Here is a 21008-nt window from a genome sequence, read left to right as displayed (position 1 = left end):
GTCACACTTCCCCGGCTGAACGCATCAGCGTCTTCAACCGTTTCTTCGCCTCATGGATGTGCCAGGAAACCGTCGTCTCCGAGATCGCCATCGCCTCGGCGGCGGCTGCGTGGCTGAGCCCTTCGCCATAGACCAGCAGCACCGCGTCGCGCTGCTTGTCCGGCAGCTTGCGCACCGCTGCCCAGAGCGCCTCGGCCGGGTCTTCCGCCTCGGACGACGCCTCTCCTGAAATCAGTGCATAAGCGCCATAGGCATCGGTCTTGACAGTCTCGCGGGCGGTCTTGCGCATCATGTCGCGCGCGGCATTCAGCGTCATGGCGTAGAGCCATGTCGTAAAGGCGCCGCTGCCGTGATAGTCGCGGATCGCCCGGCCGAGCCGAACGCACACTTCCTGGGCGATATCCTCGGCGTCGGCCTTTTTCCCGCACCAGCGATAGGCGGCGCGATAGACGAAACCGTAGTGCCTTTCGAGCAACTTGCCGAAAGCACCCCGGTCTCCGCCTTTCGCCCGCCCGATCAGTTCGGCGTCGGAGGCTTCGCTTTCGTCCAGCATCATCGCCATCATTTGCCTGTTGGACGAAGGCTAATGGCGGTTCCTTGGGGCGATGGAAAGAATTTTTTGGCGGGCTGTCACGTCGTAATGGTTGGCGTGCCTTGGCCGAGCGTCTCCGCAAACAGCGTCGTCAGCCGCTTCCAGTGGCGTTCGGCGCCGGCTGCATCGAAGGCACTATGGTCCGGCATGCACCAGCCATGCGCCATGCCGGCATAGTTCTCTATGACATGATCGACCTCGGCGGCCCGTCGTGTTTCGGCCAGCCGTGCCGATTGCTCCGGCGGAAAGCTGCGGTCCACACCCGCAGTGCCGATATAGATCCTTGCCTTGAGCGAGGCGGCCTTCCGGTGCGGACTGTCGGCTGCGTCACCAGCCAGATTGCTGCCGTGAAAACTGGCTGCGGCGGCGATGCGGTCGGGATAGCTGGCCGCCGCGTTCAGCGCCCGCGCTCCGCCCATGCAGTAGCCGACAATGCCAACAGGTCCGGCCAGGCCTTGCGCAGCGAGCGCATCGAGGAAAACGCCGCTGTCGCGGATCGTCATCTCCTGGGTCGTGCCGCCGACCAGACCTGTGATGGCGGCCTTGCGTTTCTCGTCACTGAACGCAGTCTTGGCTTCGAAAGGGCCGTAGGGCGCGTTGCGGTAAAAAAGGTCCGGCACCAGCACCGCATAGCCTTCGTCGGTAAGCCTTTCCGCCATTTGGTCAAGCGCCGGTCGCGGGCCAAAAGCGTCCATGTAGAGGATGATTGCGGCCTTGGCCGGGGCTGCTGAGCGGAACAGCCCGGCTTTGGCCACGCCGTCGCCTGTCTTGATCTGGATCGCTTGCTTGGCCATCACCCGCTCCGTTGACGTGTCGCGCGATAGATATCCGCGCTGACCGTCGCGGCAAGCTGTAATGCCGCGATCTTCTTCAAGATTTCGTGCGGCATTCGGCGATGCTACAGGCGCGCGAATGCTGCCATGTGAAAGGCCTGAACCTCGGCCGGATAGCGATAATCTGTGCCGTAAGGACAGGCGTTGCGATCGAGGCAGCCGCCGGTCCGGCAGGGCGCGCCGTTTTGCCCACGCACATGGGCCAGACAGGTTTTATGTGCAAACCCATCCGCAGAATAAGCCTCGGCAGGACAGGATTTCAGGCAAGGTTTTTCCAGACATGTATCGCAAAGGTGAATCACGTCGCGGGGTTCTTGGAGCGCGATTTCGTCTTCGAACAGCAGCGCGCCGCGATAGGCATGCCAGAGCCCATATTGTGGATGCATGAGAATGCCGAGCGGCGACGGCTTCAGCCCCTCCGCACGCATCGCCCATTGCTGGAATGGCAGATAAGGCCTGTCGGACGGCGACACCGCGCGTGCCCCGAATCTTTCGGCCACCGCGCCGATCACTTCGCGAGACCATCTGTCGAGCGGATCGTCGATCGGCTGTGACTGTCTCTCCAGCCAGCGCAGGAAGTGCGGCCAAGGTGCGGCACCCGCCTGCCCCACCAGCAGAACGGATCTGGCGGCAGCGCCGGAGAGACCGGAAGGTGTTTCCTCACCGCCCGCAAAATTGAAGCCGCCGCGAAGCACGAGGCCGTGGGCGGAAAGCGCAGCCGCGATTGTTTCAGTCATGCCGCGCTCGGGATCATCCCTTCTTGTCCGGGTCGGAGAAGGCACTCCGCCAGACTTCCTTGTGGATGATGTTGGCGACTTTAGCCCCGCCTGATTCGGGCTCCTTTCAGGTGAAGGCGTCGGCCATCGACGCCTTCTTCCTGCCGATGAAGTCCTTCAGCCCGTCGTCGATGCCCGGGTCGAGATAAGGCGCCTCGTAGCTCTCCAGCCAGCGGCGGGCGAGCTCGTTGGCGCGCTGCGGCGCGGTTTTTTCGCCTTCGGCCAGCCACTGCTCGTAGGAATTGTTATCGGCGATGTTGGAGCGGTAGAACGCGGTCTGGAAATTCGCCTGGGTGTGATCGCAGCCGAGGTAATGGCTGCCGGGGCCGACCTGGCGGATGGCATCCATCGCCTGACCGTTTTCCGACAGGTCGACGCCTTCGGAGAACTTCTGCGTCATGCCGAGCTGGTCGATATCCATCATGAACTTTTCGTAGCAGGAGGCGAGACCACCCTCGAGCCAGCCGGCCGAATGCAGCACGAAGTTGGTGCCGGCGAGGATCGTCGAGTTCAGCGTGTTGGCGCTCTCATAGGCGGCCTGCGCATCGGGGATTTTTGAGGCACAGAGCGAACCGCCGGTGCGGAACGGCAGGCCGAGCCTGCGGGCAAGCTGTGCGGCGCCATACGAGACCAGCGACGGCTCCGGCGTGCCGAAGGTCGGCGCGCCCGACTGCATCGAGATCGACGAGGCGAAGGTGCCGAACAGCACCGGCGCCCCCGGCCGGATCAGCTGCGTGAACGACGCGCCGGCCAGAACCTCGGCCAAAACCTGGGTCAGCGTGCCGGCGACCGTCACCGGGCTCATCGCACCGGCAAGGATGAACGGCGTGACGATGCAGGCCTGGTTATGGCGCGAGTAAACTTTCAGCGCCCCCAGCATGGTCTCGTCGAACACCATTGGCGAGTTGGCGTTGATCAGGCTGGTCAGCACCGTGTTGTTCTCGACGAAATCGTCACCAAACACGATCTTGGCCATTGCCACCGTATCTTCGGCGCGCTCGGGCGCGGTCACCGAACCCATGAACGGCTTGTCCGAATATTTGATATGGCTATACACCATGTCGAGATGGCGCTTGTTGACCGGCACGTCGACCGGCTCGCAAACCGTGCCGCCGGAATGGTGGATCGACGGCGCCATATAGGCGAGTTTCACGAAATTCCGGAAATCCTCGATCGTCGCATAGCGCCTGACGCCGTCGAGATCGCGCACGAAGGGCGGTCCATAGACCGGCGCGAACACTGTCGCGTTGCCGCCGATCTGCACCGAGCGCTCGCCATTGCGGGCGTGTTGGGTATAGACGGACGGAGCGGTCTTCAACAGCGAGCGGCAGAGGCCCTTGGGGAAATGCACCCGCTCGCCCTTGACGTCGGCGCCCGCCTCTTTCCAAAGCTGCAGCGCCTCGGCGTCGTCGCGGAAGATGATGCCGATCTCTTCCAGCACCGTGTCGGTGTTCTTTTCGATCAGCGCCAGCCCTTCCTCGTCCAGCACTTCATAGACGTTGATCTTGCGCTTGATATAGGTGAGCTGTGTGCCGGGGCCGCCGCCCGAACGCGCAGCCCGTCGGGCTGCGGCGCCACCGCTGGCAGCGCGCCCGCGCCGTGCGTTTGACGCTTCCTGGTCGACCGGCGCGTTCTCACTCATAATCGTTCTTCCCTGGCTTTCGTTCTGGCCTGATTTACTCCGGCCGGGCTCTTGTACCGGCCTGAAATCCGTTTGCGGCCGCCTATTGCGGTCTCTGGCCGGATCGTAGCCATGCACCCTATTCGAAACGGCTCGCCAGCGCCAACGCCTGTCGCAAAATCGACAAGAATTCCAAGAGATTTACGGTCGCTTTCGTTTTGCGGGAAGTCGCAAATCAGCTATGGACAACCGGCCCGCGCAGGTTAGGTATTGACGCGATATTTTTAAGCTGCCGCGATAGTTGTAGCCGGCAAGGAGCCTGAGAAAAAATGGCCGACGACGAGATCATCCTTTCGGAACTCTCCGACGACGAGTTGGTGCAGCAGATGCACGACGATCTTTATGACGGGTTGAAGGAAGAAATCGAGGAAGGCACCAATATCCTTCTCGAGCGCGGCTGGGCGCCTTACAAGGTTTTGACCGAGGCTCTGGTCGAAGGCATGCGCATCGTCGGCGAGGATTTCCGCGACGGCATCCTGTTCGTTCCCGAAGTGCTGCTGTCGGCCAACGCGATGAAGGCCGGCATGTTCATCCTGCGTCCGCTGCTTGTCGCCACTGGCGCGCCGAAGCAGGGCAAGATGGTGATCGGCACCGTCAAGGGCGACATCCACGACATCGGCAAGAACCTGGTCGGCATGATGATGGAAGGCGCCGGCTTCGATGTCATCGACCTCGGCATCAACAATGCGGTCGAAAAATATCTCGATGCCATCGAAAAGCACCAGCCCGACATCATTGGCATGTCGGCGCTGCTGACGACGACCATGCCCTACATGAAAGTCGTCATCGATACGATGAAGGAAAAGGGCATTCGCGACGACTATGTCGTGCTGGTCGGCGGCGCACCGCTCAACGAGGAATTCGGCAAAGCCGTCGGCGCCGACGCCTATTGCCGCGACGCCGCGGTGGCAGTCGAGACCGCCAAGGACTTCATGAAGCGCAAGCACAACGTCCGCGCTTCGGCTTGAGCCAACAAATTCGGCACCGACGAGAAAAGCCGCGCCTTGCAGTGGGGCTTTTTTATTCCCAAATGTTTGAAATCGTGCAGATCAGGGTTTCTTGACGGTATCGTCAACCGCCTTCGCAGTGGATTTAAGATCCTTGCCGACGCCGCGCACCGTGTTGGCGCAGGCCGAAACAGCCAAGGCGCAGGCGAGAATAGCAATTGGCGCGACGCGGAACAATTTCATGAATGGTGGCTCCCTCAGCATATAAATCCGCTGGACAGCAACGAAGATGGATTAGACTGGTTCCATGACTACCGCGCGAAAACAACAATCCGATCAAGGCGACAGGCTGCTCGTCATCGCCTGCGGGATGATTGCGCGCGAAGTTTTGGCGGTCAAGGAGCAGCTCGGGCTCGACCATCTCGACCTGACCTGCCTGCCGGCAGAGTTCCATTTCTATCCGGACCGCATCGCGCCGGCCATGGACAAGGCTATCGAGAAGGCCAAGACCGACGGCTACAGACACATCTTCGTCGGCTATGCCGATTGCGGCACGGGTGGCCTGCTCGACCGGATCTGCGAGAAGCACGGCGTCGAGCGTATGGCCGGGCCGCATTGCTTTGCCTTCTACCAGGGCATGGATGCCTATGCGAAGGTCGCCGATGATGACATGATGTCGTTCTACATGACCGATTTCCTCTGCCGGCAATTCGATGCCTTCTTCATGAAGCCGCTCGGCCTGGACAAGCACCCGGAGCTGATCAAGGACTACTTCGGCAACTACGAGAAGCTGATCTATATCGCTCAGACCAACGACCCGGAACTCGACAAGGTCGCCGAAAAGGCGGCGAAAATGCTCGGCCTCGCCTATGAGCGGCGCTCGACCGGCTATGGTGACCTGACGAAGGAACTGGCCAGCGCCGCAATCCTGGCTTGACGATACTTCTAGGCAACTTCGATGCTGGCGAGCACATCGGCAAAGCTCGTCTTGCAGACGAAACCCAGCCGGTCCCTCGCCCGCGACGCGTCGTAGACCCGATCGATCGACGAAAACATCGTCCAGCCTTTCTTCGTGTAGAGTGCCGGATAATCGGGAAAATAGCGCGCGACGACCGACGGTGCGTCGGCGATCAATGCCGCGCAATCGTCGGGCTGGAACGGTGTCGGCGCCGAAATGATGAAGATGTCGAAGCCCAATTGCGGCGCTTTCTCCAAAGCAGCGATGTGGGCGTCGGCCGCATCCTCTACCGTCAGCCGGCGGAACAACAGCTCATTGGCCTTGGTGTTGGCATCCGACTGTTCGATCGCGTGCGCCATGTCGTCTGCTTCGGGAAAAACCGGGCGGTGCGCAACACGATCACCGGCAGGCCGAACTGCAAATGATAGAGCCGGCAGAGGTGTTCGGCTGAAAGCTTGGTCACGCCGTAGATGTTGCGCGGTTCAGGCGACATGTCTTCCGTCAGCCACGCCGCCATGCGCGCCCCGCCGGTGAAGCCGGTGCGGATGGTTTGGGAAATCATCAGCGATGTCGTCGAGGTGAAGATGAAGCGCTGAACGCCGAATGCAGAGGCCGCATCGAGCAGGTTGAGCGTGCCGCGCACATTCGTCTCGACGAAATCCTCGTTGCGACGATGTTCGATGTCAGGCTTGTGCAGCGCGCCGCTATGGATGATGGCTTCGATGCGGTTCTCCTCGACCGCACTCACGACCATGTCGCGATCGGCGACTGAGCCGACGATTGGCGTTTCCGAAGACGGAACGAGATCGAGACCGGTGACGTCATGGCCGAGGGCTCGCAGACGCGGTGCCAAGGCGCTGCCGAGCCAACCCGACGATCCCGTCAGCAAGATCCGCATTCTTTCCACCTCGTTTCTGCTGTCGATGCTCAAGCACGGATGACAGAACGCGGCGAAACATTAAGGTATGCGCCAGACAAGAAAACAGGCTGCTCCAGCCATCAAAAAGGGAAACGCCACCGATGATCGTTCGCCTCATGTTTGCCGCAGCGGCTGTCTTCTGCTTGACGTTGCCCGCGTTCGCCGATGGCGAGGTGCAGAAGCTGATCACGACTGCCGACAAGGCGCGGCTCGACAAATATGGCGAGACGCGCAAGGCAGCGCTTGACGAGGCGAAGGCCGGCGATCCCGCCGAGGTCAAGCAGCTCGACGCCTTGCTGGCAAAGCCGCTGGTTTCCTTCTCCGACAAGGACCTGACCGGCAATTGGCAATGCCGCACCACCAAGGCCGGCGGATTGAGCCCGCTCGTCATCTATGGCTGGTTCAAATGCAGGGTGAGCGACGACGGTTCCGGCTGGAGACTGGAAAAGATCACCGGCTCGCAGCGCACCAAGGGCCGCTTCTTCGACGATGGCGAGAAACGCGCGATCTATCTCGGTTCCTTCCACGTCAACGACGATCCGGCAAAGCCCTACGGCAGCGGCCCGGAAAGCGATCAGGTAGGCTATGCCTTCCGCAACAGCGCCGGCGAATGGCGCATCGAGTTCCCGGCGCCCTACTTCGAATCGAAGCTCGACATCCTCGAATTCAAGCGCTGAGCCCTATCACCAACGGTTAACCCGCTCAGCCTAGCATTCGCGCCCAGAGAACGGGTCTTGTTGGGTCGCGAAATATGGCACGGTCGAAACCAAACCAACGGCCGATCGTCGTCGTCACCGAAGGCGGCCCGCATATCTGGGCGATCGTCAACGCCATCGCCGACCACCTCGCGCCTGTCAGCGTCATTCTCGAAGCCCCTGAATCCAAAAAGCAATTGCTTCTCGGGCGGGCGCGGCGGCAAGGCTGGACCTCGGCCGTCGGTCAACTCGGCACGATGATGCTGACCCGGCTCGGCAAGCACTTCTTCGCCGGCCACGCAGCACGGCTCGCCGCCGAGCAGAAGCTGCAAACCGAACCGAAGCCTGGGCAAAAGACCATCCATGTCTCGTCGGCCAACGCGCCGGAGTGCCTGCAGGCGATCGAGGAAATCCAGCCGGGTGTCGTGCTGCTCGCCGGCTGCCGCTTGCTGTCGCGGCAGACGCTGGCGAAAATCCCTTGCCCGGTCCTCAACTACCATGCCGGCATCGCCCCGAAATATCGTGGCATGAACGGCGGCTATTGGGCTCTGGCTTCAGGCGATGCGGAAAACTTCGGCACCACCGTGCATCTGGTCGACGCCGGCGTCGACACTGGCGGGGTGTTGCGGCAGGCACGCGGGAAACCCCAACCTGGCGACACTATTTCAAGCTACGCGTTGCGGCAGGCGGCGTTCTCGCGCGACATCTGCGTCGAGGCCGTCAGGGATGCGCTGGCCGGCAAGCTCGGCACGGTCGATCCCGGCCTGCCTTCGAGACAATGGTATCATCCGACGGTCTGGTTCTATCTCTATACCGGGATAAGGAACGGCGTCTGGTGACGCGCCGATTTACCGGACAGCCACCCGCCGCTAACATCGAACAATGAGCGACATAGATCACCGCACCATCATCGCCGGCCTTTCGGTCGAGGACCGTCGCGACCTCACCGCCCGGCTCGACGGGCCAGGCATTGTCCGGCTGGCCGTCCATGGCGGGCTGGTTGTCGTGCTGGGCGCACTGATCGCCGCCCGCATCCCGTTCTGGCCGCTTCTCGTCTTGCCGCAGGGGATCCTGATCGTCTTCTTCTTCACGCCGTTGCACGAGACCATCCATGAAACGGCGTTCAGAACGGCGTGGCTCAATCGCGCTGTTGCCGCCGTGGCCGGCTTCCTGATCCTGCTGCCACCCGCATGGTTCCGCTATTTCCATTTCGCCCATCACCGCCACACCCACGACCCGGACAACGACCCCGAACTGATGGCCCCGAAGCCGGAGACCATCGGCCAATATCTGCGCTATCTGTCCGGCGGCCCCTATTGGATAGCTATGGCTCGTGTGATCGCAACCAATGCGGCTGGCCGCAACCGCGACGGCTTTGTGCCGGAAAAAGGTCGCGGCAAGGTGGCTGCGGAAGCGCGGCTGTTCCTGATCGGCTATGCGGTGTTGCTGGCCGCATCGCTCGCCGCGCAGTCGGCGCTGCTTTTGTGTGTCTGGATCGTGCCGGTGCTGGTCGGACAGCCGTTTTTGCGGGCCTACCTGCTTGCCGAGCACGCGTTCTGCCCGCATGTCGCCAACATGCTCGAGAACACTCGCACCACCTTCACCACAAGGCTGGTGCGCTTCGTGGCTTGGAACATGCCATACCATTCGGAGCACCATTCCTATCCGGCCGTTCCCTTCCACAGCCTGCCGCGCTTCCATGAGATCGTCGCGGGGCATCTACGCACGACCGAACGAGGTTACGTGCGCTTCCACGGGAAGCTGGTCGGCAGCTTCGATGGCCGCGCCGGCTGACCTGTGCTGAAAGACTCCGCTTTCAACCGCCGCCGTCGATTGCGTCGTTTTTGAAGGCCCCCGCGTCGTCCCATAACAAGCAGCCCAACAGCGCTTCCGGCAATGCTCGAAACCACTGCATCGGCCCAAAAGATCGGAATCGATCCTCGAAAGTACGACGCAGCGGAGTTAGGTGGTAGAGCATCGTTTGTGCGTCCGATTGGACGCGCGGCGCTCTCCAGGAGCAGGAATTCATGGCCGATCTGATCGTCGTCTACTGGCGCGACATCCCCGCCCAGGTCATCGTCAAGAAGGGCCGGCAGAACGCCAAGCGCGAACTGCCATTGCGCTTCACCGAGGCGATCGACATGTGCGCCATGCGCACCGGCGCCGGCGGCACCGACGACTATCTTGCCGAATGGCGCAAGGCAGAGCCCATCCCGGTCGGTGACGATCTTGAAGCCGAGGCCGAGAAAGCCCTTCAGGAACTTGACGCGAAATACGACCGTGAGCGGCTGGTCGCTCTGGTCAAGGCGGGCGGCAAAGAAAATGTCTGATCCCCAATCAATGCCGGTGACGACGGCTCAAGCCGGCGTGACCCAGGCGACCATCGTCAAGAACGCGGCGCCGAAATCCGACTACAAGCCGGCCGACGTTTCGCCGCAGCGGCGCGTGCAGCGCTCGTTTGCTGTGCGGCTTTGGTCGGTGCGGCATTCGCGGCTGCTCGAATGGTTCTACGCCAGGTTTGCCGACATGTTCCTGACTCTCCACCCGCTATGGAAGGGCATCGGCTACAGCCGTGTCGAAGGGCCGGTGAAATTCGTCGAGAAGCGCGTCAAGGGATTCATGTTCGACTGCCGCATGTGCGGCCAGTGCATCCTATCCTCGACCGGCATGTCGTGCCCGATGAACTGCCCCAAGCAATTGCGCAACGGCCCTTGCGGCGGTGTCCGCGCCAACGGCAATTGCGAGGTCGAGCCAGACATGCCTTGCGTCTGGGTCAAGGCCTGGGAAGGCTCGCGGAACATGGTGCATGGCGACAAGATTTTGGACGTGCAGAAGCCGGTGGATCAGTCCTTGCGCGAAACTTCCGCCTGGCTGCGGGTGACCGCGCAGGCCGCGGCCGCCCGCAATGCGGCCCAGAACACTACCAACACCGGAGCGTCGGCATGATCGGCCGCCAGCCAGACGAGAATCCGGCCGGCATCCATTTGCCGCTCGATCCCCTGCCCGGCCACACCTCCCGCGGCCGGCTTGAGCGGGTTCTGCGACGCGGCGAGTTCGCAGTGACGACCGAGCTCAATCCGCCCGACAGCGCCGATCCGGAAGACGTCTACAACCGCGCCAGGATTTTCGACGGCTGGGTCGACGCCATCAATGCCGTCGACGCTTCCGGCGCCAACTGCCACATGTCATCGGTCGGCATCTGCGCGCTGCTGACCCGCATGGGCTATGCCCCGATCATGCAGATCGCCTGCCGCGACCGGAACCGCATCGCCATCCAGGGCGACGTGCTTGGGGGTGCCGCGATGGGTGTTGCCAACATGCTGTGCCTGACTGGCGACGGCGTGCAGGCCGGCGACCAGCCCGGCGCCAAGCCGGTGTTCGATCTCGACTGCATGTCGCTGCTCGAAACCTGCCGCATCATGCGCGATAACGGCAAATTCCTGTCCGGCCGCAAACTCACGACGCCGCCGCAGCTTTTCCTTGGCGCGGCGATCAACCCGTTCGCGCCGCCGATCGATTTCCGGCCCTATCGGCTTGGCAAGAAGATCGCCGCCGGCGCGCAGTTCGTGCAGAGCCAGTACTGCTTCGACGTACCGATGTTCCGCGCCTACATGCAGAAGGTCCGCGATCTCGGCTATACCGAGAAATGCTTCATCCTGTGCGGCGTCGGGCCGCTGGCCTCGGCCAAGACGGCCAAATGGATCCGCTCCAACGTGCCAGGCATTCACATTCCCGATCAGATCGTCAAGCGCCTGGAAGGCGCTCAGGATCAGAAGAAGGAAGGCAAGCAGCTCTGCATCGACATCATCAATGAGGTGAAGGAAATTCCCGGTGTGTCCGGTGTCCATGTGATGGCCTACCGCCAGGAAGAATATGTCGCCGAGATCGTCGATGAATCCGGCGTGCTGAAGGGCCGCCGGCCGTGGAAGCGCGAAATCCGCCGCGACGACCAGCTCGTTGCCGACCGGCTCGACCACATACTGCATGACGACCTCACCGAAACCCAGGTCGATATGGTCAAGACCGCGCATTGACAGCGCGAATCGTCAGCATTCGCTTGATCAGAAACAGATAACGATATAAAGAACTCTTTATATCACGACGGAGAGATTTCATGACCCGGACCATCGTCGCCTCGGCGACACGAGAAATCATCATCGGCTTCGATCAGCCCTTCTGCGTGATCGGCGAGCGCATCAACCCGACCGGCCGTAAGAAACTGGCCGCCGAAATGATCGCCGGCAATTTTGAGACCGTCATCAAGGATGCGCTGGAGCAGGCCGCCTGTGGGGCGACCATGCTCGACGTCAATGCCGGCGTCACCGCAGTCGATCCCAACGCCACCGAGCCGGCGCTGCTGGTGCAGACGCTGGAGATCGTGCAAGGCCTGGTCGACCTGCCGTTGTCGATCGACTCCTCGGTGACTGCGGCAATCGAAGCGGCGCTGAAGGTTGCCAAGGGCCGGCCACTGGTCAATTCTGTCACCGGCGAGGAGGAAAAGCTCGAAGCTATCCTGCCGCTGATCAAGAAATACAACGTTCCGGTCGTCGCCATTTCCAACGACGAGACCGGTATTTCGATGGACCCCGATGTGCGCTTTGCCGTCGCCAAGAAGATCGTTCAGCGCTGCGCCGATTTCGGTATTCCGGCGCATGACGTGGTCGTCGACCCGCTGGTCATGCCGATCGGCGCGCTGGGCGATGCCGGCCGCCAGGTATTTGCCCTGCTACGCCGGCTGCGCGAGGAACTCAAGGTCAACACCACCTGCGGCCTCTCCAACATCTCGTTCGGCCTGCCGCACCGTCACGGCATCAACGCCGCCTTCATCCCGATGGTGATCGGCGCCGGCATGACCTCGGCGATCATGAACCCGGTGCGGCCGCAGGAAATGGAAGCGGTGCGCGGCGCCAACGTGCTGAACGGCACCGACGAGAACTGCACCAACTGGATCAGGACCTACAAGGACTACAAGCCTGCCGAAGGCGGCCAGGCCGTTGCCGCCCGGACACAGGTCAACGCGCCGGGCGATGGCAATGGCAATGGCGGACGCAGGCGCGGCGGCCGCGAAGCGCGTATGGCCCGGGGTTGAGCCATGGCTTGGCCGACACGATATGGGGCCTAGGACTGGGGAGGAACCGAAACACAGCGGCATCGCTGCCGTGGCCAAGACCCGAGCAGCATAGAAAGTAAAGTCTGGAACGTATGAACTCTCCCGTCAACATCACCGATCCGCTCGTGCTGTTCATGCCGTCGGGCAAGCGCGGGCGGTTTCCGGTCGGCACGCCGGTGCTGGACGCCGCGCGCCAGCTCGGTGTCTATGTCGAGAGCGTGTGCGGCGGGCGTGCCACTTGCGGGCGTTGCCAGATCGAGGTGCAGGAAGGCAATTTCGCCAAGCACAAGATCGTTTCCTCCAACGACCACATCTCGCCCAAGGGCGCCAAGGAAGAGCGCTACGAGCGCGTGCGTGGGCTGCCCGAACGCCGCCGCCTGTCCTGCTCGGCGCAGATCCTCGGCGATCTCGTCGTCGACGTCCCGCAGGACACCGTCATCAACGCGCAAACCATCCGCAAGGATGCCGACACCAGGGTCATCGCCCGCGATGCGGCAATCCGCATGTGCTATGTCGAGATCGAAGAACCCGACATGCACAAGCCGCTCGGCGACCTCGACCGCCTGAAGATCGCGCTGATGAAGGACTGGGGCCTCAAGAGCCTCGATTTCGATTTCCATCTGTTGCCGCAGGTGCAAGGCATTTTGCGCAAAGGCAACTGGACCGCGACCGCCGCCATCCACAAGGACACTGACAACGAGACCGCGCGGGTCATCGCTTTGTGGCCCGGCCTCAAGAACGAGGCGTACGGGCTTGCCTGCGATATCGGCTCGACCACGATCGCCATGCATCTGGTGTCGTTGCTGTCGGGCCGCGTCGCCGCCTCGTCGGGTACATCCAATCCGCAGATCCGCTTCGGCGAGGATCTGATGAGCCGCGTCTCTTACGTGATGATGAACCCGGACGGCCGCGAAGGCATGACGGTCGCCGTGCGCGAGGCCATTTCGGGCCTCGTCGACAAGGTCTGCGCCGAAGGCAACGTCCAGCGCAACGACATCCTGGATTCCGTCTTCGTCGGCAATCCGATCATGCATCACCTGTTCCTCGGCATCGATCCCACCGAACTCGGCGGCGCACCCTTCGCACTTGCCGTCTCGGGCGCCGTGCACATCAAGGCATCGGACATCGGCCTGAAGCTCAATCAGGGCGCTCGCCTCTATATGCTGCCCTGCATTGCCGGCCATGTCGGCGCCGACGCGGCCGCGGTGACGCTGTCGGAAGGCCCGCACCGCCAGGACGAGATGATGCTGATCGTCGATGTCGGCACCAATGCCGAGATCGTGCTCGGCAATCGCCAGCGGGTCGTGGCGGCCTCCTCGCCAACTGGCCCGGCCTTCGAGGGTGCAGAAATCTCCGGTGGCCAGCGCGCCGCACCGGGTGCCATCGAGCGCGTCCGCATCGATCCCGATACGCTGGAGCCTAAATACCGCGTCATCGGCTCGGAACTCTGGTCCGACGAACCGGGCTTCCTCGACAGCGTACAGGCGACCGGAGTCACCGGCATCTGCGGCTCCGGCATCATCGAGGTGGTCGCCGAGATGTATCTCGCCGGCATCATCTCCGAGGACGGCGTCATCGATGGCGGGCTTTCCGCCCGCTCGCCGCGCGTTGTCGCCAACGGCCGCACCTTCTCCTATGTGCTGAAGGAAGGTGAGCCGAAGATCACCATAACCCAGACCGACGTGCGCGCCATCCAGCTCGCCAAGGCGGCCCTTTATGCCGGCACCAAGCTGTTGATGGAAAAGCAGCACACCGATCACGTCGACCGCATCCACTTCGCCGGCGCATTCGGCTCGTTCATCGACCCGAAATACGCAATGGTGCTGGGCCTGATCCCGGATTGCGACCTCGACAAGGTCTCGGCCGTTGGCAATGCGGCCGGCGCCGGCGCCCGCATGGCGCTGTTGAACCGCGGCTATCGCCGCGAGATCGAGGAAACCGTTAGCAAGATCGAGAAGATCGAGACGGCGCTGGAGCCGAAATTCCAGGAACATTTCGTTTATGCCATGGCGCTCCCGAACAAGATCGACCCGTTCCCAAAATTGTCGGCGGCGGTGAAACTGCCACCCCGCAAGACCGTCAGCGAGGACGGTGTCGCCGGTGACGCCGCCCCGCGCCGGCGCTCCCGCGAAGGCCACGCCGCGCGGCGCGGGCGGGGATGACTCGCCTCCGCTAGGCTGTCAGACCTTCCATTTTCATTTGTATGCAAATGTTTCCAGATCAACCAGATCTGGAAACGAAAATGCGTTTTCGTGAAATCCGCCAGATACATATGCGGCGCATTTAACCGGCATCGATGGCCGGTAGAGAACATCTCTTGTCCCGCCGCAACACTCAAAGGAGAGCACGATGTCGATGTTCGAAAGCCTCGGCCGCTATGGTGCGGCCATCAAGAAAACACGCGAAGCGCGCAAGTCGCTGCGCATCCTGAACAGCTTGCCGCCTGATATCCAAAAGGACATTGGCTGGCCGGTGTCGCCGCGTTCGAGCGAAAAGCAGCTTTCGGTCGGCTGGGGCATGCAGCGCGGATGAAATTCATCGACAAATGCAAGCTGCTCGGTATTCGCCGGGGCCGCAATGCGGCTCCGGCTGCACCCAGCAATTGGCTGCGCGCCGCATCACTACCCCGGCGTTGAGCTGCGCCGCTGGGCCAGCGACTTCATGGCCGGACGCTTTGTCGCCAGCCGGGATCAAACCACCGTGTTGAGATCGCATAAATCTTGACTTTTTTGGTGGCGACACAATCTTCGAAATAGTCGGGGGTTCTCTTAGTCGGCTCAGCCGAAGTCCGTGTATCTGCATGCCCAGCCTCAAAAGCCACGTCGTGTCGTTCGTCCTCAGGTACAGTCGCAAGAAGGCGTTTTCCAGCCCGGAGAACCTGCAGCGCTGGATCGCCTATGCGCGCAAGACTGAAAACCATCAGCCGCCTGCGTCGCTGCAGTCGCGCCTGGAGATCACAACCCGCACGATCAGCGGCTTCCCCGTCTACGAGATCGCTCCCCAGGCTGGCGAGCGGAGGCGGATTCTCTACCTGCACGGCGGCGCTTACGTCTTTGAAATCACACCCTATCATTGGCGGCTGATCGCCGACATGGCCGACCGTCTCGGGTTCGGCATCACCGTGCCGATCTATCCCATTGCTCCCGAACACGATTTCCACGCCATGTTCGGCATGGTCGGCGCCGTCTACCGCCAGATGTTCGGCGAAACCAGGGCGAATGACATCATCTTCATGGGCGATTCCGCCGGCGGAAACATGGCCGTCGTGCTGACCATGATGGCTGCGCAAGACGGCTTGCCCTTGCCATCACGCCACGTGCTGATTTCGCCCGGCCTCGACGTGTCGCTCGCCAACCCAGAAATGTATGAGGCTGAACGCAACGATCCGTGGCTAGGCATTGCTGGCGGCCGCGAGGCGATCCGGCTTTACAGCGCCGGGATAGATCCCACCGACTGGCGCATCAGCCCGGTTTACGGCGACCTGTCGGTGCTGCCCAAAACGCTGCTGCTGACCGGTTCACGCGATCTGCTCACCCCCGACAATCTGATCTTCGCGGAAAAGGCACGCGCGGCCGGCGTCGAAATTGAGGTCGTCCACGAGCAAGGCATGTTCCATGTCTGGCCGTTGATCGACATGCCGGAGGCGCGACGCGCGCGGGACAGTATAGTGGCCTTCTTGACCAACGAAACTGACAGTTACCATGCCACGGCAGGCGAGTTGTCGCTGCAAAGGACAGACCGCGACGGAACCCCTCGCGATCTGGTTGCGCCGCTCAGGTCGTAGTTTGGGTCAGAACTTCCCAGTTTCCCTGAACATCTCAAACGTCGCGCGGATATGGTCGGCGACTGCCTTCACCGGCGCGCTGGCGTCTGGCGTCACCACCATGGCGAGATTGTAGGTCCCGATGTCAGGCATGCCGTCCTTCGGGCACAGCTCGACCATGTCACTGCCGAGGAACGATTTCGGCAGCGGCGCGACTGCAAGATCCGCCATGATCGCGGCGCGCTGGCCGGCCGTGTGTGCGCTCATATAGGCGATGCGGTAGTTGCGGCCCTCGCGGCCAAGCGCCTCCAATGCCCCTGCCCGCCAGGCACAGCCCTCTTCCCACAATGAGACCGGCAGCGGCTCGCGCAGATGCGCGCAACCTCCCTTGGCACCGGCCCAGACGATCGGCTCTGTGAGCAGCACTTCGGCGCCGATCGCGCTGGTCTTGTAGGAGTTGGTTAGCAGCGTGATGTCGAGCGCCCGGTCGTCCATGCGCCGACGCAAATTGACGCTCTGGTCTATGGTGACGTCGACCGCGATCGATGGATGCGATTGTGCGAACCGCTTCAGCACATGCGGCAGCACACGTTCGCCGTAATCGTCCGGCGAGCCGAGCCGCACCACCCCGACAATGTCTGGAATGATGAACTTCGACACCACCTCGCGATTGATCGACAGCAGCCGGCGCGCATAGCCGAGCAGCATCTCGCCATCGGTGGTCAGCGTCACCGAACGGGCGTCGCGCGCGAACACCGAGCGGCCGAGTATGTCCTCCAGCTTCTTGATCTGCATGGAGACGGCCGACGGCGTGCGGAAGACCGCATTGGCCGCAGTGGTGAAGCTGCCGGTCTCGGCGATTGCGACGAAAGTGCGCAGAACATCAAGATCGAGCAGCGGCAGCGGATGATTGAGTGGGGCGTTCATGGGAATCGACCTTCAATTTTTCTGATGCAAACCATCATTCCATTTCGTTTGATTGAACATCAGTTTGGGAGGATAGTCAACTCCATCGAAGGCAGGCTGCATCGAAGTGGTCCGGGAAACAACCATGACACGGACCTGCAATCGACACGAAATGAAGCTGAAACAAACCCGGTGTACCGCCTGACGCTGCAAGCGCCGGGAAAATCCCGGCCCAACGCGAAGGAGAATGAGATGTCTATCCTGTCATCCATCGGTCGGATCGCGACCGAATTCAGTGAGGCCCGCGCCCGCTACCAGACGGAACGCGCCATCCGCGCACTGCCGATTGAACTGCAGAAGGATATCGGCTGGCCCGAAGCTGCCGACGCCAAGGCCGGCACTCGCCATGGCGTGGGATCCTGGGCTGGAGCAAAGTAAACCGTGTGTATCAACAGCTGAAGGCCTGCCGCGCAGATCAGCCCGGCAGGCCTTTTTGTTTGTATTCAAATGATTTCCCCGAGCCATGTCGCCGCCGCATGACGCATATGAGCAAGTCGCATAGCAGCCCGTGCCGGCAATCAACACATTGTAAATAATCGAAAATCCTGGGCAGAATGCCCAAATTTGTCGCATTCCGTGTCGCTTTTCATATCAAGTGCTTCGCTTTTGCGATTTAGTTTCCCCTCACGTAAGCCTATATCATCATCAACAAACGAGCTGCCCCACTCCATCAAGCGAAGGCGACCCGTCTGAGCAACCGAATGGAGATGATCATGAAGCTTTTTGCCCGCCTCTTTGCCCGCCGCGAAATGAACCTGACGACGGCGCTCGAGCGCCAGCGCCTGGCCAACACCATGCCTGGCCAGACCGGAGCCATGGCTGCCGCGCGCCTCGGCTTTGTCGCCTGAGACAGTAATCCTGAGACAGTAATCTTGACGGAAGCAGCCTAGCGCTGCTTCGACGTCGATCCAGCGCCGCTTCGGTTTTGCCGAGGCGGCGTTTTGGTGTGCGCAGACTGCGTCGGCTCGTTTGGTCAATCCGGCGGCATGTCGTGTCCTTCGCCGCATAGCGATTGCCCATTTGCGACCCATGTCGCAAATAAAGTCTTTCCGTTGCCATCTAGCCAATTGACAGGAAACGTTTTTCCTGATGTCGCTATGCTGATCGCGACATCCTGTTCGCGCCATTGCAGCGTGAGGATCTACCCGTGAACGTCGTAAAGCACCCGATCCGGCGATCGTTTGTATTCTTCCTGGTCCCCGATTTCACCATGATCGCCTTCGCGACGGCGCTCGATCCGTTGCGTTCGGCCAACCGCATGCTCGGCTATGAAGCCTATCGCTGGCGGCTCGCCAGCATCGACGGCAAGCCGGTGCGCGCCTCGAACGGCGTCGAATGCGCCGTCAACACCTCGCTGGAGGAAGAGCGCAAGAAAATGTCCGGACCGGACCGGCCGAACATGGCCATCGTCTGCAGCGGCATCAATGTCGAGCGCTATCAGAACAAATCGGCCTTTGCCTGGCTGCGCGAGGAGTACAATCGCGGCGTTGCCGTCGGCGGCCTGTGCACCGGCGCGCATATCCTGGCCGCCGCGGGCCTGCTGTCCAACAAGCGCTGCGCCATCCATTGGGAGAACCTGCCGGGCTTTTCCGAGGCGTTCCCCAAGGCCAATGTCTTCGCCGACCTCTTCGAGATCGACCAGAACATCTACACCTGCGCCGGCGGCACCGCCGCGCTAGACATGATGCTGAAGCTGATAGGCGACGATTTCGACGAGAGCCTCGTCAACCGCGTCTGCGAGCAGGTGCTGACCGATCGCGTGCGCAGCCCGACCGACCGCCAGCGCCTGCCGCTGCGCGCCCGCCTTGGCGTGCAGAATTCCAAGGTTCTGACCATTATCGAGCTGATGGAGGCCAATCTCTCCGAGCCGCTCTCGCTGATCGAGATCGCTGACCATGTCGACCTGTCGCGCCGGCAGATTGAGCGCCTGTTCCGCACAGAGATGGGGCGCTCCCCTGCCCGTTACTATCTGGAGATCCGCCTCGACCGCGCCCGGCACCTGCTGATCCAGTCGTCGTTGCCGGTGGTCGAAGTGGCGGTCGCCTGCGGCTTTGTTTCCGCATCGCATTTCTCCAAATGTTATCGCGAGTTGTACGCCCGCTCGCCGCAACAAGAACGCGTCGACCGCAAGCAGCTTCTGGCGGCTTGATCGGACCATCGGCTGAACGAAGCCTGCCTAGTCAATGCACTTCGGCCGTGCGCATCGCCTCGACGCGGATGTCTTCCGTCAGCCGCGCCTTCAGTGCCGAAAACTCCGGGCTGGTCTTCAGCGTATAGTGGCGCGGATGCGGCAGGTCGACAGCGACATCCGACTTGATGCGGCCAGGCCGCGCCGTCATCACCACGACGCGCGATGCCATGAAGATCGCCTCCTCTATGTCGTGGGTGACGAACAGCACCGTCTTTTGCCGGCGCTCCCAGATGCCGAGAAGCAGTTCCTGCATCAGCCCGCGGGTCTGGTTGTCGAGTGCGCCGAACGGCTCGTCGAGCAGCAGGATCTCCGGATCGTTGGCCAGTGCCCTGGCGATCGCGGTGCGCTGCTGCATGCCGCCTGAAAGTTGCTTCGGCCAATGGTTCTCGAAGCCTTTAAGCCCGACGAGATCGACATAGGACGCGACGATATCGTGCCGCTCTCGTTCGGCCATTCCGCGCTCGCGCAGGCCGAAGGCGATGTTGTCGGCGACCGTCAGCCACGGGAACAGCGTATAGGACTGGAAAACCATGCCACGGTCTGGACCCGGCCGGTCCACCACCCTGCCGTCGAGCAGAACACGTCCCTCACTCGGCGCTTCGAGGCCGGCGACGATCCTGAGCAGCGTCGACTTTCCACAGCCGGATGGCCCCAGGATGGTGATGAAGTCGTTGGCAGCAACCGCCAGATCGACCGGCATCAGTGCCTGGACCGGCTGCCCGCCGCCGACACCGGCGAAGGTGCGCGAGACGCCTTCAATGAGCAGCTTGCTCACGCCAGGCTCCACGGAAACAGCCAGCGGTTGAGCGCCTTGAAGGCGAAATCAGACAGCAGCCCGATCAGGCCGATGACGATGATGCCGAAGATGATCTGCCCCGTCGCCAACCGCGACTGGCTGTTGATGATCATGTAGCCGATGCCCGACGACGAGCCGATCAGCTCGGCGACGATGACATAGGTCCAGGCCCAGCCGAGCACCAGGCGCAGGGTTTCGGCGATCTCGGGCGCATTGGCCGGCATGATCACGCGCCGCACGATGCCGTTGTCGGACGAGCCAAGCGTATAGGCGGCCTCGACCAGGTCGCGCCGTGTGCCGCCGACCTTGACCGCGATGATCAGGATGATCTGGAACACCGAGCCGACGAAGATCACCAGCAGTTTTTCGAGCTCGCCGACGCCCGCCCACAGGATGAGCAGCGGGATGAAGGCCGATGCCGGCAGGTAGCGGGCGAAGGAGACGAACGGCTCCAGGAACGCCTCCACGGGCTTCCAGGCGCCCATCACGATGCCGAGCGGGACGGCAACGATGGCCGCCATCAGAAACCCGCCGAAGACGCGCCAGATGGTGATGAGGATGTCGAGCCAGAAGCGGTCCTCGACCAGCAGCCGCCAGCCGTCTCTCACCATCGACAGCGGATCGGCAAGGAAAATGCGATTGACGTGGCCGCCAAGCGTGATCCACGCCCAGAACGCCACGAACAGCACGAAGAACGAGATGCCGAGCACGGTTCGAATGCCCGGCGAGACCGGATGCAAGGGGCGCGGCATCTTCGACCGTCCTTTGATCTGAATGAAAA

The 21008-nt window shown here is 62.0% G+C and carries 25 protein-coding genes; 15 read left to right on the top strand and 10 right to left on the bottom strand.

Translation table 11 applies throughout. From position 1 onward, the window contains the following. Window position 1 precedes the first annotated feature (1 nt). From RQ479_RS03460 to RQ479_RS03445, 4 genes are all read right to left on the bottom strand, one after another. Window positions 2-562: an RNA polymerase sigma factor gene (locus RQ479_RS03460; RefSeq protein WP_376704105.1), complete on the bottom strand. Its 561-nt coding sequence runs from the start codon at window positions 560-562 to the stop codon at window positions 2-4. 68 nt (window positions 563-630) lie between these two features. Beyond that, on the bottom strand, window positions 631-1386 hold the full coding sequence (locus RQ479_RS03455) for a dienelactone hydrolase family protein (protein WP_376704104.1): 756 nt from the start codon (window positions 1384-1386) through the stop codon (window positions 631-633). A gap of 104 nt (window positions 1387-1490) precedes the next feature. After that, on the bottom strand, window positions 1491-2162 hold the full coding sequence (locus tag RQ479_RS03450) for a hypothetical protein (RefSeq protein ID WP_376704103.1): 672 nt from the start codon (window positions 2160-2162) through the stop codon (window positions 1491-1493). 106 nt (window positions 2163-2268) lie between these two features. Then, entirely contained in the window at window positions 2269-3843 is a 1575-nt protein-coding gene (locus RQ479_RS03445; protein WP_352500948.1) for a trimethylamine methyltransferase family protein, read from the bottom strand. Window positions 3844-4151: 308 nt separating this feature from the next. On the opposite strand from RQ479_RS03445, the gene RQ479_RS03440 reads away from it, so the two are divergent. Beyond that, window positions 4152-4850, top strand: coding sequence for a B12-binding domain-containing protein (locus RQ479_RS03440; RefSeq protein ID WP_023676506.1), 699 nt, complete (start codon window positions 4152-4154; stop codon window positions 4848-4850). A gap of 81 nt (window positions 4851-4931) precedes the next feature. Here the strand turns inward: RQ479_RS03440 and RQ479_RS03435 are convergent, their stop codons facing one another. Continuing rightward, window positions 4932-5072 (bottom strand): EncA/B family entericidin, encoded by a 141-nt coding sequence (locus tag RQ479_RS03435; RefSeq protein ID WP_292654758.1) that lies wholly within the window; start codon window positions 5070-5072, stop codon window positions 4932-4934. A 64-nt stretch (window positions 5073-5136) separates the two neighbouring features. On the opposite strand from RQ479_RS03435, the gene RQ479_RS03430 reads away from it, so the two are divergent. After that, window positions 5137-5766, top strand: coding sequence for a DUF1638 domain-containing protein (locus tag RQ479_RS03430; protein WP_352467729.1), 630 nt, complete (start codon window positions 5137-5139; stop codon window positions 5764-5766). An 8-nt stretch (window positions 5767-5774) separates the two neighbouring features. On the opposite strand, the gene RQ479_RS03425 is transcribed toward RQ479_RS03430, so the two are convergent. Next, window positions 5775-6146 carry a hypothetical protein gene (locus RQ479_RS03425; protein WP_376704102.1) on the bottom strand — a complete coding sequence of 124 codons (372 nt, stop codon included), beginning with the start codon at window positions 6144-6146 and terminating at the stop codon, window positions 5775-5777. Continuing rightward, window positions 6080-6685 (bottom strand): NAD-dependent epimerase/dehydratase family protein, encoded by a 606-nt coding sequence (locus RQ479_RS03420; RefSeq protein ID WP_376704101.1) that lies wholly within the window; start codon window positions 6683-6685, stop codon window positions 6080-6082. The genes RQ479_RS03425 and RQ479_RS03420 overlap by 67 nt, the downstream gene beginning before the upstream one ends. A gap of 122 nt (window positions 6686-6807) precedes the next feature. Here RQ479_RS03420 and RQ479_RS03415 point away from each other — a divergent pair, with 122 nt between their 5' ends. From RQ479_RS03415 to RQ479_RS03370, 10 genes are all read left to right on the top strand, one after another. Then, the gene (locus RQ479_RS03415; RefSeq protein WP_376704100.1) at window positions 6808-7383 is read left to right on the top strand and encodes a DUF4893 domain-containing protein; all 576 of its coding nucleotides are present in this window, start codon (window positions 6808-6810) and stop codon (window positions 7381-7383) included. A gap of 74 nt (window positions 7384-7457) precedes the next feature. Further along, on the top strand, window positions 7458-8240 hold the full coding sequence (locus RQ479_RS03410) for a formyl transferase (protein WP_376704099.1): 783 nt from the start codon (window positions 7458-7460) through the stop codon (window positions 8238-8240). Between the two features lie 43 nt (window positions 8241-8283). Next, the gene (locus RQ479_RS03405; RefSeq protein ID WP_376704098.1) at window positions 8284-9195 is read left to right on the top strand and encodes a fatty acid desaturase; all 912 of its coding nucleotides are present in this window, start codon (window positions 8284-8286) and stop codon (window positions 9193-9195) included. Window positions 9196-9428: 233 nt separating this feature from the next. Further along, window positions 9429-9731 (top strand): virulence factor, encoded by a 303-nt coding sequence (locus tag RQ479_RS03400; protein WP_352490721.1) that lies wholly within the window; start codon window positions 9429-9431, stop codon window positions 9729-9731. Continuing rightward, window positions 9724-10347 carry a methylenetetrahydrofolate reductase C-terminal domain-containing protein gene (locus tag RQ479_RS03395; protein WP_352490722.1) on the top strand — a complete coding sequence of 208 codons (624 nt, stop codon included), beginning with the start codon at window positions 9724-9726 and terminating at the stop codon, window positions 10345-10347. Before RQ479_RS03400 ends, RQ479_RS03395 begins: the two co-directional genes overlap by 8 nt. Beyond that, window positions 10344-11435 (top strand): methylenetetrahydrofolate reductase, encoded by a 1092-nt coding sequence (locus RQ479_RS03390; RefSeq protein WP_376704097.1) that lies wholly within the window; start codon window positions 10344-10346, stop codon window positions 11433-11435. The genes RQ479_RS03395 and RQ479_RS03390 overlap by 4 nt, the downstream gene beginning before the upstream one ends. Window positions 11436-11515: 80 nt before the next feature. Beyond that, window positions 11516-12490: a methyltetrahydrofolate cobalamin methyltransferase gene (locus tag RQ479_RS03385; protein ID WP_023676516.1), complete on the top strand. Its 975-nt coding sequence runs from the start codon at window positions 11516-11518 to the stop codon at window positions 12488-12490. Window positions 12491-12603: 113 nt separating this feature from the next. Beyond that, window positions 12604-14673 carry an ASKHA domain-containing protein gene (locus tag RQ479_RS03380; protein ID WP_376704096.1) on the top strand — a complete coding sequence of 690 codons (2070 nt, stop codon included), beginning with the start codon at window positions 12604-12606 and terminating at the stop codon, window positions 14671-14673. Window positions 14674-14860: 187 nt separating this feature from the next. Further along, window positions 14861-15043 (top strand): hypothetical protein, encoded by a 183-nt coding sequence (locus tag RQ479_RS03375; RefSeq protein WP_376704095.1) that lies wholly within the window; start codon window positions 14861-14863, stop codon window positions 15041-15043. Between the two features lie 268 nt (window positions 15044-15311). Then, on the top strand, window positions 15312-16295 hold the full coding sequence (locus RQ479_RS03370) for an alpha/beta hydrolase (protein WP_292654722.1): 984 nt from the start codon (window positions 15312-15314) through the stop codon (window positions 16293-16295). 6 nt (window positions 16296-16301) lie between these two features. Here the strand turns inward: RQ479_RS03370 and RQ479_RS03365 are convergent, their stop codons facing one another. Further along, window positions 16302-17201 (bottom strand): LysR substrate-binding domain-containing protein, encoded by a 900-nt coding sequence (locus RQ479_RS03365; protein WP_023676521.1) that lies wholly within the window; start codon window positions 17199-17201, stop codon window positions 16302-16304. A gap of 231 nt (window positions 17202-17432) precedes the next feature. On the opposite strand from RQ479_RS03365, the gene RQ479_RS03360 reads away from it, so the two are divergent. The 3 genes from RQ479_RS03360 (at window position 17433) to RQ479_RS03350 (ending at window position 19389) form a co-directional block, all read left to right on the top strand. Continuing rightward, entirely contained in the window at window positions 17433-17618 is a 186-nt protein-coding gene (locus tag RQ479_RS03360; RefSeq protein ID WP_352452109.1) for a hypothetical protein, read from the top strand. Window positions 17619-17953: 335 nt separating this feature from the next. After that, the gene (locus RQ479_RS03355) at window positions 17954-18088 is read left to right on the top strand and encodes a hypothetical protein (protein WP_013894968.1); all 135 of its coding nucleotides are present in this window, start codon (window positions 17954-17956) and stop codon (window positions 18086-18088) included. 362 nt (window positions 18089-18450) lie between these two features. Next, the gene (locus RQ479_RS03350; RefSeq protein ID WP_302895626.1) at window positions 18451-19389 is read left to right on the top strand and encodes a GlxA family transcriptional regulator; all 939 of its coding nucleotides are present in this window, start codon (window positions 18451-18453) and stop codon (window positions 19387-19389) included. Window positions 19390-19420: 31 nt separating this feature from the next. On the opposite strand, the gene RQ479_RS03345 is transcribed toward RQ479_RS03350, so the two are convergent. Continuing rightward, window positions 19421-20206 (bottom strand): ABC transporter ATP-binding protein, encoded by a 786-nt coding sequence (locus RQ479_RS03345; RefSeq protein ID WP_352719710.1) that lies wholly within the window; start codon window positions 20204-20206, stop codon window positions 19421-19423. Continuing rightward, window positions 20203-20979 (bottom strand): ABC transporter permease, encoded by a 777-nt coding sequence (locus RQ479_RS03340; protein ID WP_023676527.1) that lies wholly within the window; start codon window positions 20977-20979, stop codon window positions 20203-20205. Before RQ479_RS03340 ends, RQ479_RS03345 begins: the two co-directional genes overlap by 4 nt. Window positions 20980-21008 lie beyond the last annotated feature (29 nt).

The organism is Mesorhizobium sp. ISC25, assembly GCF_042295465.1.
In the GTDB taxonomy this organism is placed as follows: Bacteria; Pseudomonadota; Alphaproteobacteria; order Rhizobiales; family Rhizobiaceae; genus Mesorhizobium.
The sequence above is the reverse complement of the archived record's forward strand: the minus strand, read 5'-3'. Positions and strand labels throughout refer to the sequence as shown.